This window comes from Streptomyces sp. NPDC001002, assembly GCF_053599215.1.
Genome location: NZ_JBSFLV010000057.1, coordinates 41,581 through 58,734, shown reverse-complemented (window position 1 = coordinate 58,734; position 17,154 = coordinate 41,581). Strand labels below are relative to the sequence as shown.

Below are 17,154 nucleotides of genomic sequence, written 5' to 3'. Positions count from 1 at the left end.
CTCCACCCACACACTACCCCTTTTTCCCTACACTCGGCACTTCTGTTCTTTCCCCTATATTTTCGTCGTCGTGCGGCCCGCGGTTAGGGGGGAGTGGCGGCCCGCACGATTCTCACATCCTCACCGGCGGCGCGGCTCAGGACCCGGTGCCGAAGACGCCCTCCGTCGCGAAGGCCAGTCCCGCGAAGCGCTTGCCCATGAGGCGGTGCGTGGCGGCGTCCGGGTGGAGGTCGTCGGGCAGCGGCAGTTCGGCGAAGTCGTCCTCGCCGTACAGCTCACGTCCGTCGAGGTAGTGCAGGTTCGGGTCCTCGGGCCGGCGCCGCTCCACGATCCGCGCCAGCTCGTCGCGGATGACGTTCAACGTCAGCTTCCCCTCGGCCACTTCGGCCGGATCCCCCATCGCCTTGAACCGCAACTGCCCGTCGGCCAGCGCGCCGAAGTCCGCCGCGCTGGGACCGGGAGTGTCCTCGTGGATGGGGCACAGGACGGGGGAGACGACCAGCAGCGGAGTGGTCGGATGGCCCTCGCGCACGGTGTCGAGGAAGCCGTGCACGGCGGGCGTGAAGGCCCGCAGCCGCATCACGTCGGTGTTCACCAGGTTGATGCCGATCTTGACGCTGATGAGGTCGGCCGGGGTGTCGCGCAGGGCCCTCGCGGTGAACGGATCCAGCAGGGCGCTGCCGCCGAGCCCCAGATTGATCAGCTCCACGCCACCTAGGGAGGCGGCGAGCGCCGGCCAGGTCGTGGTGGGACTGGCTGCGAAGGAGCCGTGACTGATCGAACTCCCGTGGTGCAGCCACACCGGACGCCCCGGGTCCGGCGCGGGCTCGACGGGCGCGTCGGTGCGCAGCGCCACGAGTTCCGTGGCCTCGTCGTGCGGGAGCCAGATCTCGACCACCTTCGAGTCACCGGACAGACCGTCGAAACGGAGCGTGCCGATCGCCCCCTGCCGGACCTCGGCGGTCCCCTTCGCCATGTCGATGGTCAGGGCGTTGCCACCGGGCACAGTGCCCTGACCGGCCGGCCGGCCGTCGACGAGCAGGTCGTACACGCCGTCCGGGCGGGGCGGGGCGCCGACGTAGACGCGCTTGGTGGGCAGCGTGTCCAACTCGACGGCGGTCGCGCGGGTGCGGAACACCAGCCGTACGCCGGAGGGTTGGGCCTCGACCATGGCCAACTGCGGGTCGTCGCACTGGGCGCGGGCCCGGGCGGGCAGCCGGTGCGGCAGCACGCCGTGCTCGGTGTGCTCGACGTCGAGGGCGCCGCGCAGCAGTTCCGCGGAGATGTACGTGGTGGTCCAGTCGCGCTGGGGGGTGTCCATGGTCTCAACCTGAGGCTAGAGGTGGGTGGTTGGTCAGGGCGCCGGCCAGTTCCGCAACAGTGAGTCGAGGGCGTCCAGAGTGCGGGTCCAGCTCTCCTGCGAGTCGGGGGCGCTGTGACTGAACCCGCCCGCCAGCTCCAGACTCACGTACCCGTGAAACACGCTGCCGAGCAGGCGGACCGCATGTGTCTCGTCCGGTTCCGTCAGGTCGTAGCCGCGCAGGATCGCGCGCGTCATCTGCGCGTGCCGGACACCGGCGCTCGCGGCGGCCTCCTCGGGGGCCAGCCGCAGCCGGGCCGCGTCGTAGCGGCCGGGGTGCGCGCGGGCGTAGTCGCGGTAGACGTTCGCCAGCGCGACCAGGGCGTCCTTGCCGGCCCGCCCCGCGAGCGCCGTGGCGGCCCGGTCGGCCATCTCCTCCAGGGCGAGCAGCGCGATCCTGGTCTTGAGGTCCTGCGAGCTCTTCACATGCGAGTACAGGCTCGCCACCTTGACGTCGAAGCGCCGCGCGAGCGCCGAGACGGTCACGTGCTCGAAGCCGACCTCGTCGGCCAGCTCGGCACCCGCCCGCGCCAGCCGCTCCGCGGACAGTCCCGCACGCACCACAGCCACTCCTCCCGTCGGGGTTCGGCGCTGTCGAGTATGCGTTTACCTAAACCATTTAGGCAAATGCCTGCACGATATAGCCGGACGGGGGAGTGGCTGAGTGGAGGTGTCGGTCGACCTGTGCGTGCCGGTGGAGGTCAGACGGGACGCACGGCGATGCGGACCGCGGCCTCCCCGGCGTAGTAGACGGATTCCTCGCGCACGCAGGTGCCGGGGCCCGGGGCGTGGACCATCATGCCGTCGCCGGTGTAGATGCCGACGTGGCTGAAGTTGTCGTTGTAGAAGATCAGGTCCCCGGGCCGGCTCTCGGCGAGGGGCACGACCGTACCGGCGCTCGCCTGCTCCTGCGCGGCGCGCGGCAGCGCGACCCCCGCGGACTTCCAGGCGGTCTGGGTGAGACCCGAGTCGTCGTACGAGCCCGGACCGATCGCGCCCCAGACGCACGGCCTGCCGATCTGTGCCCGGGCGAAGGCGATCGCCCGCTCGGCCTTGCTGCCGACGGCGGGGGCGGCGGGGATACCGGTGTCGAGGACGCTCGGCTGCCAGTTCTGCGCGGGCACGGCGCCGGTGTCGTAGGCGGTGGGCTGCCAGGCCTGGGCAGCCGGTACCCCGGTGTCCAGCACGCTGGGCTGCCAGTTCTGGGCGGGTATCGCGCCGGTGTCGAGGACGCTGGGCTGCCAGGACTGCGAGGGCACTGCCCCCGTGTCGTAGACGCTGGGCTGCCAGCTCTGGGCCGGTGCCGCGCCGGTGTCCGGGGCGCCGGACTGCCAGGACTGCGCGGGTATCGTCCCGGTGTCGTAGGTGTTGGACTGCCACGTCTGGGCGGGTATCGCGCCGGTGTCGTAGGCGGTGGGCTGCCAGGTCTGGGCGGCCGGTACCCCGGTGTCCAGGACGCTCGGCTGCCGCAGTCGCCACTCCTCCTCGGCCCTGCGCTGGGCCTGCTGCGCCGAGTCGGACCACGGGGCGGCGGCCGGAGCGGGCGCGGCCTCGATCGCCAGGGCAGGGGCACTCCGCCGGCCGGTGTACCGGGCGAACAGCTCACGGGCCGCGGCGAGCTTGCGCTGGTTGCGCTCCTTGGCCGTCCGCAGCGCGACCTGGCGGGTGGGTGTGGCCGGGGCCGCCGGGGGCAGTCCTCGCAGGACCGCGGGCTGGAGTTCGGGGCGGGGCGTGGACGCGGCGGGCAGGGCGGCCACGGCGCGGCCCGTCAGCGCCGGGGCGGGGCCCGCGGTCAGCTCCGCGACCGGGCCGGCCGGCAGTTCCGCGATCGGGCGGCCGGTGGGGCCCGCGGGCAGCTCGGGCACGTCACGCTTGCGCTCGATGAGGTCGTCGGCCGGGCGCGCGGGCCGGGGTACGGCCGGGCGGGCGGGCATCCGGTCGGCCGGCAGCACCGCCGGAATGGTCGGGCCCACCGAGTTGCGTGCCGCGTCGAACCAGCGCCGGGCGACATTGTCGAGGTCGGGGTCCGAGGTCTGGCGCGGGATGCTGCCGGTCGAGGGGCCCCGGCCACGGGTGCCCGCGGTCATCGCGCGGGTCGCGTTGAAGTTTCCGGTGTCGCTCTCGGCCCGGTCGTACAGGGTGCTGACCCGCTGCTGGACCTCTTCGCGGCTCGGCGCTTCATCGGCGGCCTGGGGCGCGGCGTCGGCGGCCTGCGAGAACACGGCCACCGAGGTGAGGGCCGCCGTCGCCAAAGCGGAGTTGCGCATGCCGGGCTGGCCGAAGCCTCCCGCGCGCGGCATTCGTTCCGGCGCCATGGGAGCCGTACTCCTTCCGTACTCCGCCTACCGAGTTAGCTGTCGGGTTCGGGCGATCGATTCCGGAAGGCATGCCCTACGGCCGTTGCCCCGAGGGGCAGTTGGGCCGATTCACCCCATGTGTCGGTTGGGTCCCCGGCTCCGGCTGCCACAGCGGCGCACCGGACTCAGCGGAGGTCGCGCGACCCGACGGGGTCCGCCGGAGGGAGTCATGCGACCTGAGAATCAACTTAACCAACTTGTGTGCCCTGTGTGAAGGTTGAAGCGCGATATGTCCGATACGCTTTTGTGACCTTCGTCTTAATGGGCCGTCAGATCTGGTTTCCGTGTACACACAGACCCCGGCCGACGACTCACCGTCGCCGGAACGCGGTCAGCGAGCCTGAGTCGGAAGACCCTCGACTCAGGAACCGGCTTCGCGCTCCGCGTCCCGCTGCTTGAGGCGTGCCGCTTCCTTGCGGACCTCGGCCTGGGTGGCGCGCTCCTTCTCCAGCCACTCGGGCCCGTCCTGCTTGATGGCCTCGATCTGCTCGGTGGTGAGCGCCTCGGTGATACCGCCGCGGGCGAGACCCGAGATGGAGATCCCCAGCTTCGCCGCGACCACCGGACGCGGGTGCGGACCGTTGGCCCGCAGCTCGCGCAGCCACTCGGGCGGATTCGCCTGGAGCTCGTCGAGCGTGGCGCGCGAGACATCGCCCTCGCGGAACTCGGCGGGGGTGGCTTCGAGGTACACACCCAGCTTCTTCGCCGCCGTGGCGGGCTTCATGGTCTGGGTGCTCTGCTGCGACTTCATGCTGTCCAGGGTATCGATCGTGTGAGAGGCCGCCGACCACGGACGGTAATCTGGCGGGGTGACAGGCTCCGCGGACCCCGAGACATCCCCCACGTTCCGGTTGGCATACGTCCCGGGCGTGACCCCCGCCAAGTGGGTGCGGGTCTGGAACGAGCGCCTGCCCGACGTCCCCCTCACGCTCCACCAGGTCGAGGCCGCCGAGGCGCCCGAACTGCTGAGGGCGGGTGAGGCGGACGCGGCGTTCGTACGGCTGCCGGTCGACCGTACGTTCCTCAGCGCGATCCCCCTCTACACCGAGACGACGGTCGTCGTGATCCCCAAGGACCACGTGATCACGGCCGTGGAGGAGGTGACCGTGGGCGATCTCGCCGACGAGGTCCTCTTCCACCCCCTGGACGACGTCTTCGAGTGGGACCAGCCGCCCGGGGAGCCCGGCTTCGAGCGCCCCGTGACCACCGCCGACGCGGTCGAGCTGGTGGCGGCGGGCGTGGGGCTGCTGATCGTGCCCCAATCCTTGGCCCGGCTCCACCACCGCAAGGACCTCACCTATCGCACGGTCGTGGACGCCCCTGAGTCGAGCGTGGCCCTCGCCTGGCCCGAGGACGCCACCACCGACCTGGTCGAGGACTTCATCGGCATCGTCCGCGGCCGCACAGCCAACAGCTCTCGGGGCCGCAAGACCGCCGACCCCGAGCCGAAGACGAAGCGAGCCGAGCCGACCACGGCCCGCCGCAAGCCGGCGACGCCCTCGAAGCCGACGGGTCGGGGCGGCCGGGGTGCCGCGGGTGGCGGCAGCAGGAGTGGCGGAGCCAAGGGAGGCGGAGCCAAGGGTGGCGGCAAGCGGGGCAAGCCCCGCGGTCGGTCCTAGGCTCCTGATCGTCTCCACCTAGGGCGCGCCCAGCCCCCTTCGCTCAGGGCGCGAATGCAGCCTTCTGCGCTCAGGGCGCGAACACAGCCCTCTCCGCCGTGCCGACGACCTTCGCCCCGTCACCCCCGCTCAGCAGCCCGCCCGCCACCCACGCCTCCACCGTCGACCGCACCCGCGCGACAATCGCTCTCTTGCCCCCGAACGGCGCACCGGCCCAGATCTCGTCCAACAGCGTCGTGCCGTCGGCCTTCGCCGGATTGGCGACCCCGGAGTCGGTGTTCCCGAACACAACCCTCGGTTCCGACCGCCTGAAGTATGCGTGGGTCGGATCCTCCGTCCCCTCGAAGAAGGGGGCGAACTCGACGCCGTCCAACGTGTAGTGGAGGGGCTTGCCGGTCACGGGGGCGAGGGACGGCAGCAGGTCACCCGAGAGACCGGCGTTTCGGTAGAGGCCCAACTCCAGGTAGTCCGTGGCCGAGTTGCGGGCAACCAGGTTCACCGGCCCGTAGAAGAGGGTCTGGAGGGTCGGATCGTCCAGCGCCTTCTCGACCCGGAGCCGGAACGGCACGGCGACCCGCACGGTGTCCCCGGCCCGCCACTTCCGGGACACCCCGAAGTAGCTCCCCGGCGTCGGACTCCCCGGCGCCACACGCCCATTGACGGTGACCCGAAAGCCGGCCGTCGCCCAGCTCGGCACCCGTATCCGCAGCTCGAAGCTCGCGGAGCCACCCCCGACGGTGAGCGTGGTGCCCTGCTCGCGGGGATAGTCGGTCGTCTGGGTGACTGTAACTCCCTTGTCCGCCCGGGTCAGTCGGGACGGACTGAACAGGTTGACGTACAGGGCGCCGCCGTCGGACGCGGCGAAGTACACCGAGTCCTGGTACTTGGTGGCGCTCTCCATGCCGGTGCCCTCGCAGCAGGTCGTGCCCTGCTTGGGCGTGTAGTCGCGCACATGCCCCGGCGTCAGCCCGATGAAGTAGGTGACGAGCGGCTTCTCGGCGTCGGCCGTGTCCTGCTTGGAGCCCAACACCTGGTTGTAGAGGGCCCGTTCGTAGTAGTCCAGGTACTTCGGATCCTGCTCGTGGAAGAACAGCATTCGGCTGAGCTTCAGCAGGTTGTACGCGCAGCACGTCTCCGCCGTGGTCGCACCGATCGTGCCCGCGATCACGTCCCGCGCCTTCCAGAACTCCCCGGTGCTGGTACCGCCGATGCCGTACATGCGATGCGGTACGACCATGCCCCAGAAGTTCTTCGCCGCGCTCAGGTAGCGCTCCTCGCCCGTCGCGTCGTACAGGCGGACCAGGCCGGTGAAGATCGGGATGTGCTGGTTGGCGTGGAGTCCGTCGAGCGTGTCGGTGTTCGCGGCGCAGGCGTCGATCAGCCTGTCGAGGTCGAACAGGCGGGCCAGCGCGAGGTGTTGGGCGTTCCCGGTGAACGTGTGCAGATCGCAGATGGCCTCGACGATGCCCCCGAACTCGCCGCTGGAGAAGATGCCCCACATCCGTTGCAGGGTGGCGGCGGGCAACACGGACAGGCGCGCGTACATCCAGTCGCCCATGCCCGACGCGAGGTCCAGGGCCCGTCCGTCGCCCGTGGCGGTGTACGCGTCCAGCAGACCGCGGAGGATCTTGTGCGCGGTGTAGTAGGGCGCCCACACCTTCGTGTAGTCGCTCCCGGTCATCGACTCCAGCAGGATGAACTGCGTCTCCGGGTACGCGGCCAGGAATCCGGGGTGGCTGGGGCCGCCCCAGGTGCGGCGCAGGGTGGCGGTCAGGCCGCGCCCCGAGGCGTCCGCGAAGCCGCCGCCGGTGGTCTCCTCGAAGGCGTACGAGGCCAGGTCCCCGCGGCCGGCCGAGGCGTCGGCGGTCCTGCTGTCCTGCAACTCGGCGATCTCGGCGGCGGTCAGGGCGCGCGACCAGACGTCGAACCCGCCGAAGGCGCCCGCGAAGACAGGATCGGCGGGGTAGTTGGACCGGCCGAGCCAGTTGTGCGCGAGGGTGCCGAGAGCGGCCGGCGTGAGGGCCATCGCCGTGTTGCGTGCCACGGCTGTGCCGTTGACGTAGAGCGTCCCGGTGCCGTCGGCGATGGTCACCGCGAGGTGGCTCCACTCGTTCGACGGCAGCGCGGCGGTGCCGTTCAACCCCTGCTCGCCGCCGGCCCCGCTCGTCGTGACGGCGAAGCGCGGGACGCCGTTCGCGTTGCGCGCGGCGAGGTAGAGATAGCGGGTGGTGTCGTTGCCGAAGTCGAGGACGCGCGCCCAGTTGTCGTCGTGCGCGGGCTTCACCCACGCGGCGAGGGTGATGGCGGCGGCGCCGCCGAGCACGGCCGGCGGCAGATCGACGTACTGATAGGACCCGCGCTCGTTCAGGGCGGCGGACCCGAACCGGCCGGCGACGCTCAGCACGGTCGGATCCCTGCGCAGGGCGGCTCGTACGTCGGTCAGGGCGCCGACCATCGCGGCGATCCGGTCCGCGAACACCGGCTCCCCGGTGCCGGCGTAGGCCTGGGCGAGCATGGTCAGGAAGTGGCCGGTGTAGTGACCGCGCAGGTTGCCGTTCGCCTCGCCGTCGAGGCCCTCCCAGCCGCCGGGGGCGACCGCGTCGCCGGTCGGCAGCCCGGCGTTGGCGCGGAAGACCTGCAGCAGCCGGTTCACGTCGTAGCCGCGGGCGTGGTCGAGCATCAGTCGCCGCTTGTCGGCGAAGACACCTGCCCCGAGCGTCACGTCGTCGAGCGCGAACGGGCGCACGGTCCAGGCGGCCGGAACGGCGGCTGCCGAGCCGGTGGCGGCAGTTGCGTGGTCGGTCGCCGCGTACGCGATCGCGGGGGTGGCCGCGCCGAGGGCGGCGGCCTGCAGAAGGGATCGTCTGGAGAGGGGCGGTGCCATGGGTGCTCCTCAACGGGTCCGGCGACTTCGGGAGTCCTGCGAAATCGGATGTTCGGTATTGCGAACAGTGTGCGAATTGCCGACCAGACGATAGAGAGGAGGCAGGTGGGGGTCAACGGGTCGGGAGGGTTCAGTTCCGGTCGGGCAGGACACCTCGCGGAGCGACCCGGTGGTGACAGAATCGGCGACGTGGACCGGGGGATCCTCGAACGCGAGCCCGAGCTGGCGCGTCTGGCCGCGGCCGCACGGCAGGCGGCGGGCGGTGCCGGTTCGGTGGCGCTCGTCTTCGGTGAGGCGGGGATCGGCAAGTCCAGCCTGGTGAAGGCCATGCCGGACCTGCTGCCTCCCCATGCCCGCGTCTTTGTCGGCCAGTGCGACGACCTGGCCACCAGCAGGCCGCTCGGCCCGTTCCGCGATCTCGTCGGCAGCGTCGGTGCCGAACTCGCCCGTGCCGTCACCGACGGCGGCGATCGCCACCGCGTCTACGAGGCGCTGCACGCCGAACTGGCGGGCACCCCCCACCCCGCCGTACTCGTCGTCGAGGACGTGCACTGGGCCGACGAGGCATCCCTGGACGCCCTGCGCTTCCTCGTGCGGCGCATGGAACGGCTGCCCGCCCTGCTCGTCCTGACCTACCGGGACGACGAGTTGAGCCGCGGCCACCCGCTGCGTCACCTCCTGGGCCAGGTGTCCCGCGCACCCCGCGTGCACCGCCTGCCACTGGCCCGGCTCTCGCTGAGCGCGGTGCGCACGCTCAGCGCGGCGGGTCGGCTCGATCCTGCGCAGGTGTACGAAGTGACCTCGGGCAACCCCTTCTTCGTTGCCGAGGTCGTGGCGGCGGGCGGCACCGGGGGAGTGCCCCCGACGGTCGTCGACGCCGTGCTCGCGCGGTTGCGCGGACTCGAACCCGCCACCGTGGACGCGCTGGAACAGCTCGCCGTCGTGCCCTCGGCGGTCGAACGCCCGCTGGTGGACGCGCTGTTGACCGACGGTGTGGCCGCGCTGGTGGCGGCCGAACAGCGCGGACTGCTGACGGTGGAGCCGGAACGGGTCGCCTTCCGGCACGAGTTGATCCGGCGAGCCGTCGCCGACTCGCTGCCCGCCGCCCGGCGCATCGACCTCAACCGCAACGCCCTCGCGGCCCTGGTCGCCCGGCCAGGATCGGACGCGGCCCGCATCGTCCATCACGCCGCCCAGGCCGGCGACCAGGACGCCATCGCCCGCTACGGCCCCGACGCGGCCCGGGACGCCGCCGGAGCCGGCGCCCACCGCGAGGCCGCCGCCCAACTCCGGCTCGTCCTGCGCCGACGGCAGCGCTACGGCCCCGCCGAACTCGCCGACCTGCTCGAACGCTTCGCCGTGGAGAGCTACACCATCGCCGATTCGGCCGCCGCCGTCGCCGCCCAGCGCGAGGCGGTCGCCCTGCGCCGCTCGCTCGGCGACACCCTCGCGCTCGGCGCCGACCTGCGCTGGCTGTCACGGATCCACTGGTGGGCCGGCGACGCCGACGAGGCACAGGAAGCCGCCCGCGAAGCCGTCGCCGTCCTTGAACAGGCGGGCGACGAGCGGCTGTTGGCCCTCGCCGTCAGCAACATCGCCCAACTGCGCATGCTGTCCGACCGCTACCCCGAGGCGGTCGCCCACGCCGAACGCGCCATCGCCCTGGCCAAGCGGACCGAGGACACGGCGATCCTCTCGCACGCCCTCAACAACGTGGGCATGGCCCGCTGGCGGGGCGGCGACCCGGGTGGGCGCAAGCAGGTGGAGGAGAGCCTCGACGTCGCGCTCGCCGCCGGCGAGGTCGAGCACGCCTGCCGCTCCTACGCCAACCTCATCTGGACGCTGCTGGACAACCTCCAGTACGCGGAGGCCGACCGCCTGCTGCCCCCGGCCATGGAACTCGCCGACCGCGCCGAGCACTTCGGCTTCCTCACCTACCTGCACGTCGAACTCGCCATCCGCCGGCTCGCGGCCGCCGACTGGGAGGAGGCCGAACGGCACGCCGAGTTCGGGATGCTGAACTTCCTCCCCGCCCGCTGTCCCGCGCTGACCGTCCTGGCCCGCGTCCGCACCCGCTGCGGACGCCCCGGCGCGGACGAACTCCTCGCCGAGGCCCAGGAGATCGCCGTACGCACCCGCGAACTCCAGCGCACCGGACCGGTGGCCGCCGCCCTGGCGGAAGCGGCCTGGCTGCGCGGCGACCACGACGCCGTGGTCGAGGCCGCCACCCCGGTCCACGCCGAGGCCCGCCACCTCACCGGCATCCCCTACGGCGCCGAACTCGCTTACTGGCTCGGCAAATCCGGGCATCCCGTCGCGGTCGACGACGACTCGCAGCATCCGTACGCCCTTCAGGCCCGCGGGCGTTGGCGGGAGGCCGCGTCGATCTGGCAGGCGGCCGGCTGTCCCTACGAGCACGCGGCCGCCGTCGCCGAGAGCCCGCACCCCGCCGACAAGCTCACCGCCCTGGCCGAACTCGACGCCCTCGGCGCCGAACCGCTGGCCCGCCTCGTCCGCACCGAGCTCCGCCGCCTCGGCGTCCGCCGCATCCCGCGCGGCCCCCTCGCCGCGACCCGAGGCAACCCCGCAGGACTCACCGACCGCCAGCTCCAGGTCATGCGGCTGCTCGCCGAGGGCCTGACCAACTCCGAGATCGCCGCCCGCCTGGTCGTGTCGGTCCGCACGGTCGACAACCACGTACGAGCCGTCCTGGAGAAGCTGGACGCGCCGACCCGGCGCCACGCGGCCGTGCGCGCCGCGCAGCTCGGGCTCCTGTCCGAGCGCGAGACGTAGGTATCCCGAGCGTCGGGGCCGCGGGCGAAACGTAGGTAGCCGAAGGGCCCGAGCTAGGTGACCCGCACGGATGCCCGGGGGCGCGCAACCCGAGTAGAACGTGCAGATCGGCCCGACACCGAACAAACGGGGGATATCGCATGTCCAGTACACCCGCTCAAGCGGCACGCAGGGAACTGACCGGGTTCACGGGGGAGTTGGTCGGGCCCGAGGACTCCGGCTACGAGCAGGCCCGCGCTGTCTACAACGCGATGATCGACCGCAGGCCCGCCCTGATCGCCCGCTGTGCCGACGCGGATGCCGTCGCCCGCGTGATCGGCTTCGCCCGCGCCCAGTCCCTGCCGCTCGCGGTGCGCGGCGGCGGTCACCACGGCGCCGGACTGGGCACCGTCGACGGGGGAGTGGTGGCCGACCTGTCACCGTTGAAGGAGATCCACGTCGACCCCGAGGCCCGCACGGTCCGGGTCGGCGGCGGCTGCGTGTGGGGCGAGGTGGACCGCGCGACCAACGCGCACGGCCTCGCCACCCCCAGCGGCATCGTCTCCACCACGGGAGTCGGCGGCATCGCCACCGGCGGCGGGCTCGGCCACCTCACCCGCAGGTGCGGGCTGACCATCGACAACCTCCTCGCCGCCGACGTCGTCCTCGCCGACGGCCGCCAGGTCCGCGCGAGCGCCGACGAGAACACCGACCTGTTCTGGGCGATCCGCGGCGGCGGGGGCAACTTCGGCGTCGTCACGTCCTTCGTCTTCCGGCTGCACGAGATCAGCACCGTCATCGCCGGGCCGACCTTCTGGCCGGTCGAGATCAGCGCCGAAGTCCTCACCGCCTACCGGGACTTCCTCCCGAACGCGCCCCGCGAGCTCAACGGCTTCTTCCTGCACGGCACCGTCCCGCCGGCCCCGCCGTTCCCCGAGGAGATCCAACTCCGCAAGACGGCAGGCGTCGTGTGGTGCTACACCGGCGACGACATGGAGGCGGCGGCCCGCGAGATGGCCCCGCTGCTCGACGCGCTCCCGGCACCCCTGCTGCACGCCGTCGGCCCGATGCCGCACCCCGACCTGCAGTCCATGTTCGACGGGCTCTACCCGCCCGGCCACCAGTGGTACTGGCGCGCCGACTTCGTCAACGAGATCCCCGACGAAGCAGTCGACCTGCACGCCAAGTTCGGCGCCGAGGTGCCGACCGTCCAGTCGACCATGCACCTCTACCCGATCGACGGCGCGGCCCACGACGTCGGCCCCGACGACACGCCCTGGGCCTACCGAGGCGCCCGTTGGGCCTCCGTCTACGCCGGCGTCGACCCCGACCCGGCCAACGCCGACCTGATCAAGCGCTGGACTGTCGACTACTTCGACGCCCTGCACCCGTACTCCGCGGGCGGCGCCTACGTGAACATGATGATGGACGAGGGCCAGGAGCGGGTCCGCGCCAGCTACCGCGGCAACTACGACCGACTGGCCCGCATCAAGGCCGACTACGACCCGGAGAACGTCTTCCGCCTCAACCAGAACATCCGCCCGAGCTGACGGACCTCGACCGACCGGCGACGCCTCCCCTCCGGCGCCGCCGGACGGCCGGGAAGCCGCGGCAGCCGCGCCGGCCACCCGAGTCGGCCGCGCGCGGCGAACTGCGACCGGCCTCCCCGCAGGAGCAGCCCGCGGCGGCGACCTCCCGTACGTCGGCCCGCACGGCGGCGTACGGGACGGCGTCCCCGGTCAGGGAGGGATCGTCCCCGGTGAGGGCGGGATCACTTTCCGGCCGCGCGCCCGATCGACTCGACCAGCGGCAGCAGCCGCTGCGGCACCCGCTCGCGCAGGGCCACCTCGGTACGGGTGCGGACGACGCCCGGCATGCTGATCAACTTCTGGATCACGTCCTCCAGATGCGCGTTGTCCCGGGCCACGACCCGGGTCAGCAGATCCCCGCCACCCGTGATCGAGAAGGCCTCGACGATCTCGGGCACCGCGGCCAGTGCGTCCCCCACATCGTCCAGATGCCCCTGCGTGACCTCGATGTGCACGAACGCGAGCACCGGGTGACCCAGCGCGGCGGGGGACAGGAAGGGGCCCGTACCGGTGATCACCCCATCCCGTTCGAGACGGTCCAGCCGGGCCTGGAGCGTGCCACGGGCGACGCCGAGGATGCGGGCGTACTCGCGCACGCTGGTGCGCGGCTGCTCCAGGAGCAGCGTCAGGATGCGGGTGTCGAGTTCGTCCACGCTCATGAGGTGAGACTGTACCAATGGCTCAATCTCCTCGTGGTGTGCCAATGGCTCAGCAGATCGATGGTCACTTGAGCCACACGCCTCATTGATGCTCTCATGGTCACGTCGATGGCGCTGCGGACCTCCGCGGCGCCTTTTCCATGCCGGTGTCCAGCCGGCGTCCAGGGGCGGGGTGGTAGTGCTGAAGAGGGTGTTCGTGGCGCCGGACCCGGGGCGCGCACGGCTGCGGTTCGCCGCCCGGGCCGTCCTCGGCATCGGGCTCGCGGTCGTCGTCTGCGGCCTCGCCGGGCACTCGCTCGTCGGCGCCGTGACCGGAGGTCTCGCCGCGCTGCTCGCCCTGTTCACCGTCACGGACGCCACGGTCCGCGGCCAGGCCCTCACCACCGCGCTGCTGCCCGCCGTCGGCCTGCCGGTGCTCGCCGTCGCGGCCGAACTGCACGACCACCCCGTCGCCCGCGACCTCACCTTCCTCGCCGTCGTCGGCGCGGGCGTCTACGCACGCCGTTGGGGCCCGCGCGGCCACAGCCTCGGCGTCTTCGCGTTCATGACCTTCTTCGTGGCGCAGTTCCTGCACGCCACCACCGACCAACTGCCCCAGCTGTACGCGGCTGTCGTGCTGTCGGTGCTCACGGCGGCGGCGGTGCGCTTCGGCCTGTGGTGCTACGAGCGCAGGCTGCCCCCGGCCCCGGTACCGGCGCAGCCGTCCGGCACCGGCCTCGCGCGCGTCACGACCCGTCAGGCGGTGCAGGCGGCCACGGGCGCCGGCTTCGCCCTGGTCATCGGGCAGTTGGTGTCCGGGCAGCGCTGGTACTGGGCCGTCGGTGCCACCTGGTGGATCTTCGTCAACACCGCCTCGCGCGGCGAGACCCTGGTCCGTGGCTTCCGCCGGGTCCTCGGCACGGTGATCGGCATCGGCCTCGGCCTGCTCGTCGCGGTCCCCGTCGGCGGAGCGCCCGTCCCCACGGCCGCCCTCCTCGCCGTCTGCGTCTTCGGCATCTTCTACACGGCCGCCGTCTCGTACACCTGGATGATGCTCTGGGTGACGTTGTTGGCCGAGCTGCTCTACGGCCTGCTCGGTGTCCTGAACCCCGGCCTGCTCGCCCTCCGGTTCGCGGAGACCGGCGTCGGGGCGCTGGGCGCCGTCCTCGCCGTGCTGTTCGTCCTCCCGGTCACCACGCACACCACGACCCACGCCTGGATCCAGCGCGCGCTGCGCTGCGTCCACGCCTGTACCGCCGAGGCCGCGGCCCGCCTGGCCGGCTCCCCGACCGCCGACCCGGCCCCGCGGGTGGCCGAACTGGAGCAACTGGTCGCTCGCGTACGCCTGTCCGTCGCGCCCCTGGTGCACCCGCTCAACCCGATGCTCGGCCGCAAGCGCCGGGCCCGCCGGGTGCTGGCCCTCCTCGACGACTGCGCCCGCGAGATCCGCGGCCTGGTCGCCGTCGCCGCCGATCCGGAGGCCTCGCACGACGAGCGCCTCGCCGCCGCGTGCCGGCGGGTGGAGACCGCGGTCGAGGCGCTCACCGAGGGGAGCACTGGGAAGATCACCGCGCACCTCTCCCCGGCGAGCGCCATGGAACCGGCCCTGGCCCACCTGCACGGCCTGGAGCGGGCCCTGGCGGAACTGGCCACCCCACTGCGGACGCCGTCCGGCTCACCGCTGGTCGGCGCCTGAGCCGCATCCGGCCGGCACCCGGACCCCGCATGAGCTCCCTCGCCCCGACCCGTCCGACGAGGACCGGCCGGCGAGAGACGAGGACCGGCCAGTGAGATCGGCCGAACATGGTCTAGACCGCTCATGATCGACTGCTAACGTCGCCCCGACGGCACAGGACCGAGAGGGGACAGCGGTGGCAGACGGTGGCGGGCGGCGGCGCAGGGCCTTCATCGGATCGTTCACGGCGGCCGGCGGCCCCGGGATCGTGACGGCGGCCGTGGCCGCGAGCGGCGGTGCGCTGATCGCCCTGAACAGCGTGGACGGCGTGCCCGACCCGTCGTATCTGGCGCTGGCGCCCGGCGGGGGCACCCTCTACGCGGTGAGCGAGACGGCGCAGGGCGCGGTCGCCGCGTACCGGGTCAGAGGCCCGCGGCCCGAGCAGGTCGGACCGGCGGTGCCGGTCGGCGGGCAGGAACCCACCCACCTCAGCGTCTTCGCCGGCCACGTCCTGACCGCCAACTACGGCTCGGGCAGCGTCACCGCCGTCCCCGTACGCGCCGACGGCACTCTCGCACCGGTCCCCTCCGGCGTCCTGCGCCACACCGGCTCCGGTCCGCACACGCGACGCCAGCAGGGGCCGCACGCCCACCAGGTGCAGCCCGATCCGAGCGGGCGCTGGGCGGTCAGCGTCGACCTCGGCACGGACTCGATCCGCGTGTGCGCCCTGCGCGACGGCGCCCTCGAACTCCACCGCGAGATCGCCCTGCGCCCCGGCTCCGGACCTCGTCACCTGGCCTTCCACCCGGGCGGCGGCTACGCGTACGTGCTCAACGAACTCACCCCGACCGTCACCGTGTGCCGCTGGGACGCCGAGGACGGCTCCCTGAAGCCGCTCACCGAGGTCCAGGTCCTGCCCGGCGCCCCGGCCGGCGACGCCTACCCCTCCGGCATCGTCGCCGCACCCGACGGCCGCTTCGTCTGGACCGCCACCCGCGGCGAGGACGTCCTGTCCACCTTCGCCGTCGAGGGCACGGAAGTCCGGCTGATCGGCACGGTCCCCTGCGGCGGCCACTGGCCCCGCGCGCTCGCCGAGTCGCAGGGATACCTGTACGTCGCCAACGAGCGCTCCGGCGATGTGGCCTGGTACGCCGTCGACCCGGCCACCGGCCTGCCGCGCTACGAGGGCTCGCTCCGGGTACCGGCCGCGTCCTGCGTGATCTTCGACTGACGCCGGCCGGCAGACCTACGGCACCCGGCATGCCGAGGGCCCGTCCCGGATTCGGGAGCGGGCCCTTCGGCGTTCCTGCGGCCGTGCCCGCGCGTCAGCGGACCGGCGCGCCCTGCGGCTGCGGCGGGACGATGCCCAGGGCCGACGTGTACTTGGCCAGGGCGAGCTTGCCGATCGCCGGGTACGGGCCGAGCGCCTCGGCGGCGGAGCAGCCCGCCTCCTTGGCCGCGGCCTCGATCAGACCCGGGTCGATCTCCGGCCCTATCAGGTACGGCGCGAGCGCCAGCTGCTGCGAACCCGAGGAACGCAACTGCTCGGCGATGGCCGCGATCGAGCCCTCCTGGTCCAGGGCCGCCGCCATCACCGGCACGGCCAGGCGCGCGGCGAGCAGCATGCCGGTGATCCCGGCCGCCTGCACGGCCTCGTCACCGCCCACGGAGGCCAGGACGATGCCGTCCGCCGCGGTCGCCACGGTGAACAGCCGGGCACGGTCGGCGCGGGCCAGACCGGCCTCCGAGAGCCGCACGTGCAGCGCTTCGGCGAGCAGCGGGTGCGGGCCCAGCACATCGGTGAGGTCGGCCGCGACGCGGCTGTCCATCACGGCCTGGCGGACCTGACGCAGCAGCGCGCTGTCCGGTCCGGCCAGCAGCGGTACGACGACGCCGACGGGGCCGTCGGGCTCCTTGACGTCAAGTCCGGCGGCCTTGGCCTGCTCGAAGCGGGCGGAGCGCTCTTCGGCGGCGTGCACGAGCACGGCCTGCAGGGTGGGGAACTCCGCGTCGTCACCGTCCAGGTAACCGATGCGGGCGTCCAGGCCGGGCAGCTCGGAGCGCGCGATGCTCACGACCTCCTCGGCGAGGCTGCGCGTGCCGGCGCTGGGCGTGCCCGGCACGGCGAGAACGAGCGCGGGCGCGCCCTCGGGAGCCGCCAGCGGCTCGGGACGGCGGTGCCGCCCGGCCTGGCGAGGTCGCGGCATTCGTACTGGCAGGCCGGACGCGGGCCCAGTGGGGGAGCTCATGGCGTCGCATG

12 protein-coding genes and 1 riboswitch are annotated in these 17,154 nt (G+C 72.7%); of the genes, 5 read left to right on the top strand and 7 right to left on the bottom strand.

Going from position 1 to position 17,154, the window contains the following annotated elements; all coding sequences use genetic code 11:
* Positions 1-136: 136 nt before the first annotated feature.
* The 4 genes from ACWDR3_RS25275 to ACWDR3_RS25260 all read right to left on the bottom strand — a co-directional run bounded on the left by ACWDR3_RS25275 (position 137) and on the right by ACWDR3_RS25260 (position 4,468).
* Complete coding sequence (locus tag ACWDR3_RS25275) at positions 137-1,321, bottom strand: GDSL-type esterase/lipase family protein (protein WP_450354827.1); 1,185 nt, start codon at positions 1,319-1,321, stop codon at positions 137-139.
* Positions 1,322-1,354: 33 nt separating this feature from the next.
* Entirely contained in the window at positions 1,355-1,924 is a 570-nt protein-coding gene (locus tag ACWDR3_RS25270; RefSeq protein WP_450354826.1) for a TetR/AcrR family transcriptional regulator, read from the bottom strand.
* A 137-nt stretch (positions 1,925-2,061) separates the two neighbouring features.
* Positions 2,062-3,675 (bottom strand): C40 family peptidase, encoded by a 1,614-nt coding sequence (locus ACWDR3_RS25265; protein ID WP_450354825.1) that lies wholly within the window; start codon positions 3,673-3,675, stop codon positions 2,062-2,064.
* A gap of 8 nt (positions 3,676-3,683) precedes the next feature.
* A riboswitch (cyclic di-AMP (ydaO/yuaA leader) is annotated at positions 3,684-3,858 on the bottom strand.
* A 220-nt stretch (positions 3,859-4,078) separates the two neighbouring features.
* Positions 4,079-4,468: a DUF5997 family protein gene (locus tag ACWDR3_RS25260; RefSeq protein ID WP_450354824.1), complete on the bottom strand. Its 390-nt coding sequence runs from the start codon at positions 4,466-4,468 to the stop codon at positions 4,079-4,081.
* Between the two features lie 58 nt (positions 4,469-4,526).
* Here ACWDR3_RS25260 and ACWDR3_RS25255 point away from each other — a divergent pair, with 58 nt between their 5' ends.
* Positions 4,527-5,336, top strand: a complete 810-nt coding sequence (locus ACWDR3_RS25255) for a LysR family substrate-binding domain-containing protein (RefSeq protein WP_450354823.1) — start codon at positions 4,527-4,529, stop codon at positions 5,334-5,336.
* Positions 5,337-5,406: 70 nt separating this feature from the next.
* Here ACWDR3_RS25255 and ACWDR3_RS25250 read toward each other — a convergent pair whose 3' ends face one another.
* A complete protein-coding gene (locus tag ACWDR3_RS25250) occupies positions 5,407-8,220 on the bottom strand; it encodes a beta-L-arabinofuranosidase domain-containing protein (RefSeq protein WP_450354821.1) in 2,814 nt (937 codons plus the stop codon).
* A gap of 189 nt (positions 8,221-8,409) precedes the next feature.
* Between ACWDR3_RS25250 and ACWDR3_RS25245 the strand changes: the two genes are divergently transcribed.
* Positions 8,410-11,013: an ATP-binding protein gene (locus ACWDR3_RS25245; RefSeq protein WP_450354820.1), complete on the top strand. Its 2,604-nt coding sequence runs from the start codon at positions 8,410-8,412 to the stop codon at positions 11,011-11,013.
* Positions 11,014-11,153: 140 nt separating this feature from the next.
* The gene (locus ACWDR3_RS25240) at positions 11,154-12,542 is read left to right on the top strand and encodes an FAD-binding oxidoreductase (RefSeq protein ID WP_450354819.1); all 1,389 of its coding nucleotides are present in this window, start codon (positions 11,154-11,156) and stop codon (positions 12,540-12,542) included.
* A gap of 221 nt (positions 12,543-12,763) precedes the next feature.
* On the opposite strand, the gene ACWDR3_RS25235 is transcribed toward ACWDR3_RS25240, so the two are convergent.
* The gene (locus tag ACWDR3_RS25235) at positions 12,764-13,240 is read right to left on the bottom strand and encodes an Lrp/AsnC family transcriptional regulator (protein ID WP_450354818.1); all 477 of its coding nucleotides are present in this window, start codon (positions 13,238-13,240) and stop codon (positions 12,764-12,766) included.
* 178 nt (positions 13,241-13,418) lie between these two features.
* On the opposite strand from ACWDR3_RS25235, the gene ACWDR3_RS25230 reads away from it, so the two are divergent.
* Positions 13,419-14,915: an FUSC family protein gene (locus tag ACWDR3_RS25230; RefSeq protein ID WP_450354817.1), complete on the top strand. Its 1,497-nt coding sequence runs from the start codon at positions 13,419-13,421 to the stop codon at positions 14,913-14,915.
* Positions 14,916-15,090: 175 nt separating this feature from the next.
* Complete coding sequence (locus tag ACWDR3_RS25225) at positions 15,091-16,125, top strand: lactonase family protein (RefSeq protein ID WP_450354816.1); 1,035 nt, start codon at positions 15,091-15,093, stop codon at positions 16,123-16,125.
* Between the two features lie 94 nt (positions 16,126-16,219).
* Here ACWDR3_RS25225 and ACWDR3_RS25220 read toward each other — a convergent pair whose 3' ends face one another.
* Positions 16,220-17,143: a sirohydrochlorin chelatase gene (locus tag ACWDR3_RS25220; protein WP_450354815.1), complete on the bottom strand. Its 924-nt coding sequence runs from the start codon at positions 17,141-17,143 to the stop codon at positions 16,220-16,222.
* Positions 17,144-17,154 lie beyond the last annotated feature (11 nt).

Bases quoted from the DNA above. Each gene is read 5' to 3' on its own strand.
- ACWDR3_RS25235 (WP_450354818.1), bottom strand. From the start codon at position 13,240: ATGAGCGTGGACGAACTCGACACCCGCATCCTGACGCTGCTCCTGGAG.
- ACWDR3_RS25240 (WP_450354819.1), top strand. From the start codon at position 11,154: ATGTCCAGTACACCCGCTCAAGCGGCACGCAGGGAACTGACCGGGTTC.
- ACWDR3_RS25265 (WP_450354825.1), bottom strand. From the start codon at position 3,675: ATGGCGCCGGAACGAATGCCGCGCGCGGGAGGCTTCGGCCAGCCCGGC.
- ACWDR3_RS25220 (WP_450354815.1), bottom strand. From the start codon at position 17,143: ATGAGCTCCCCCACTGGGCCCGCGTCCGGCCTGCCAGTACGAATGCCG.
- ACWDR3_RS25275 (WP_450354827.1), bottom strand. From the start codon at position 1,321: ATGGACACCCCCCAGCGCGACTGGACCACCACGTACATCTCCGCGGAA.
- ACWDR3_RS25250 (WP_450354821.1), bottom strand. From the start codon at position 8,220: ATGGCACCGCCCCTCTCCAGACGATCCCTTCTGCAGGCCGCCGCCCTC.
- ACWDR3_RS25260 (WP_450354824.1), bottom strand. From the start codon at position 4,468: ATGAAGTCGCAGCAGAGCACCCAGACCATGAAGCCCGCCACGGCGGCG.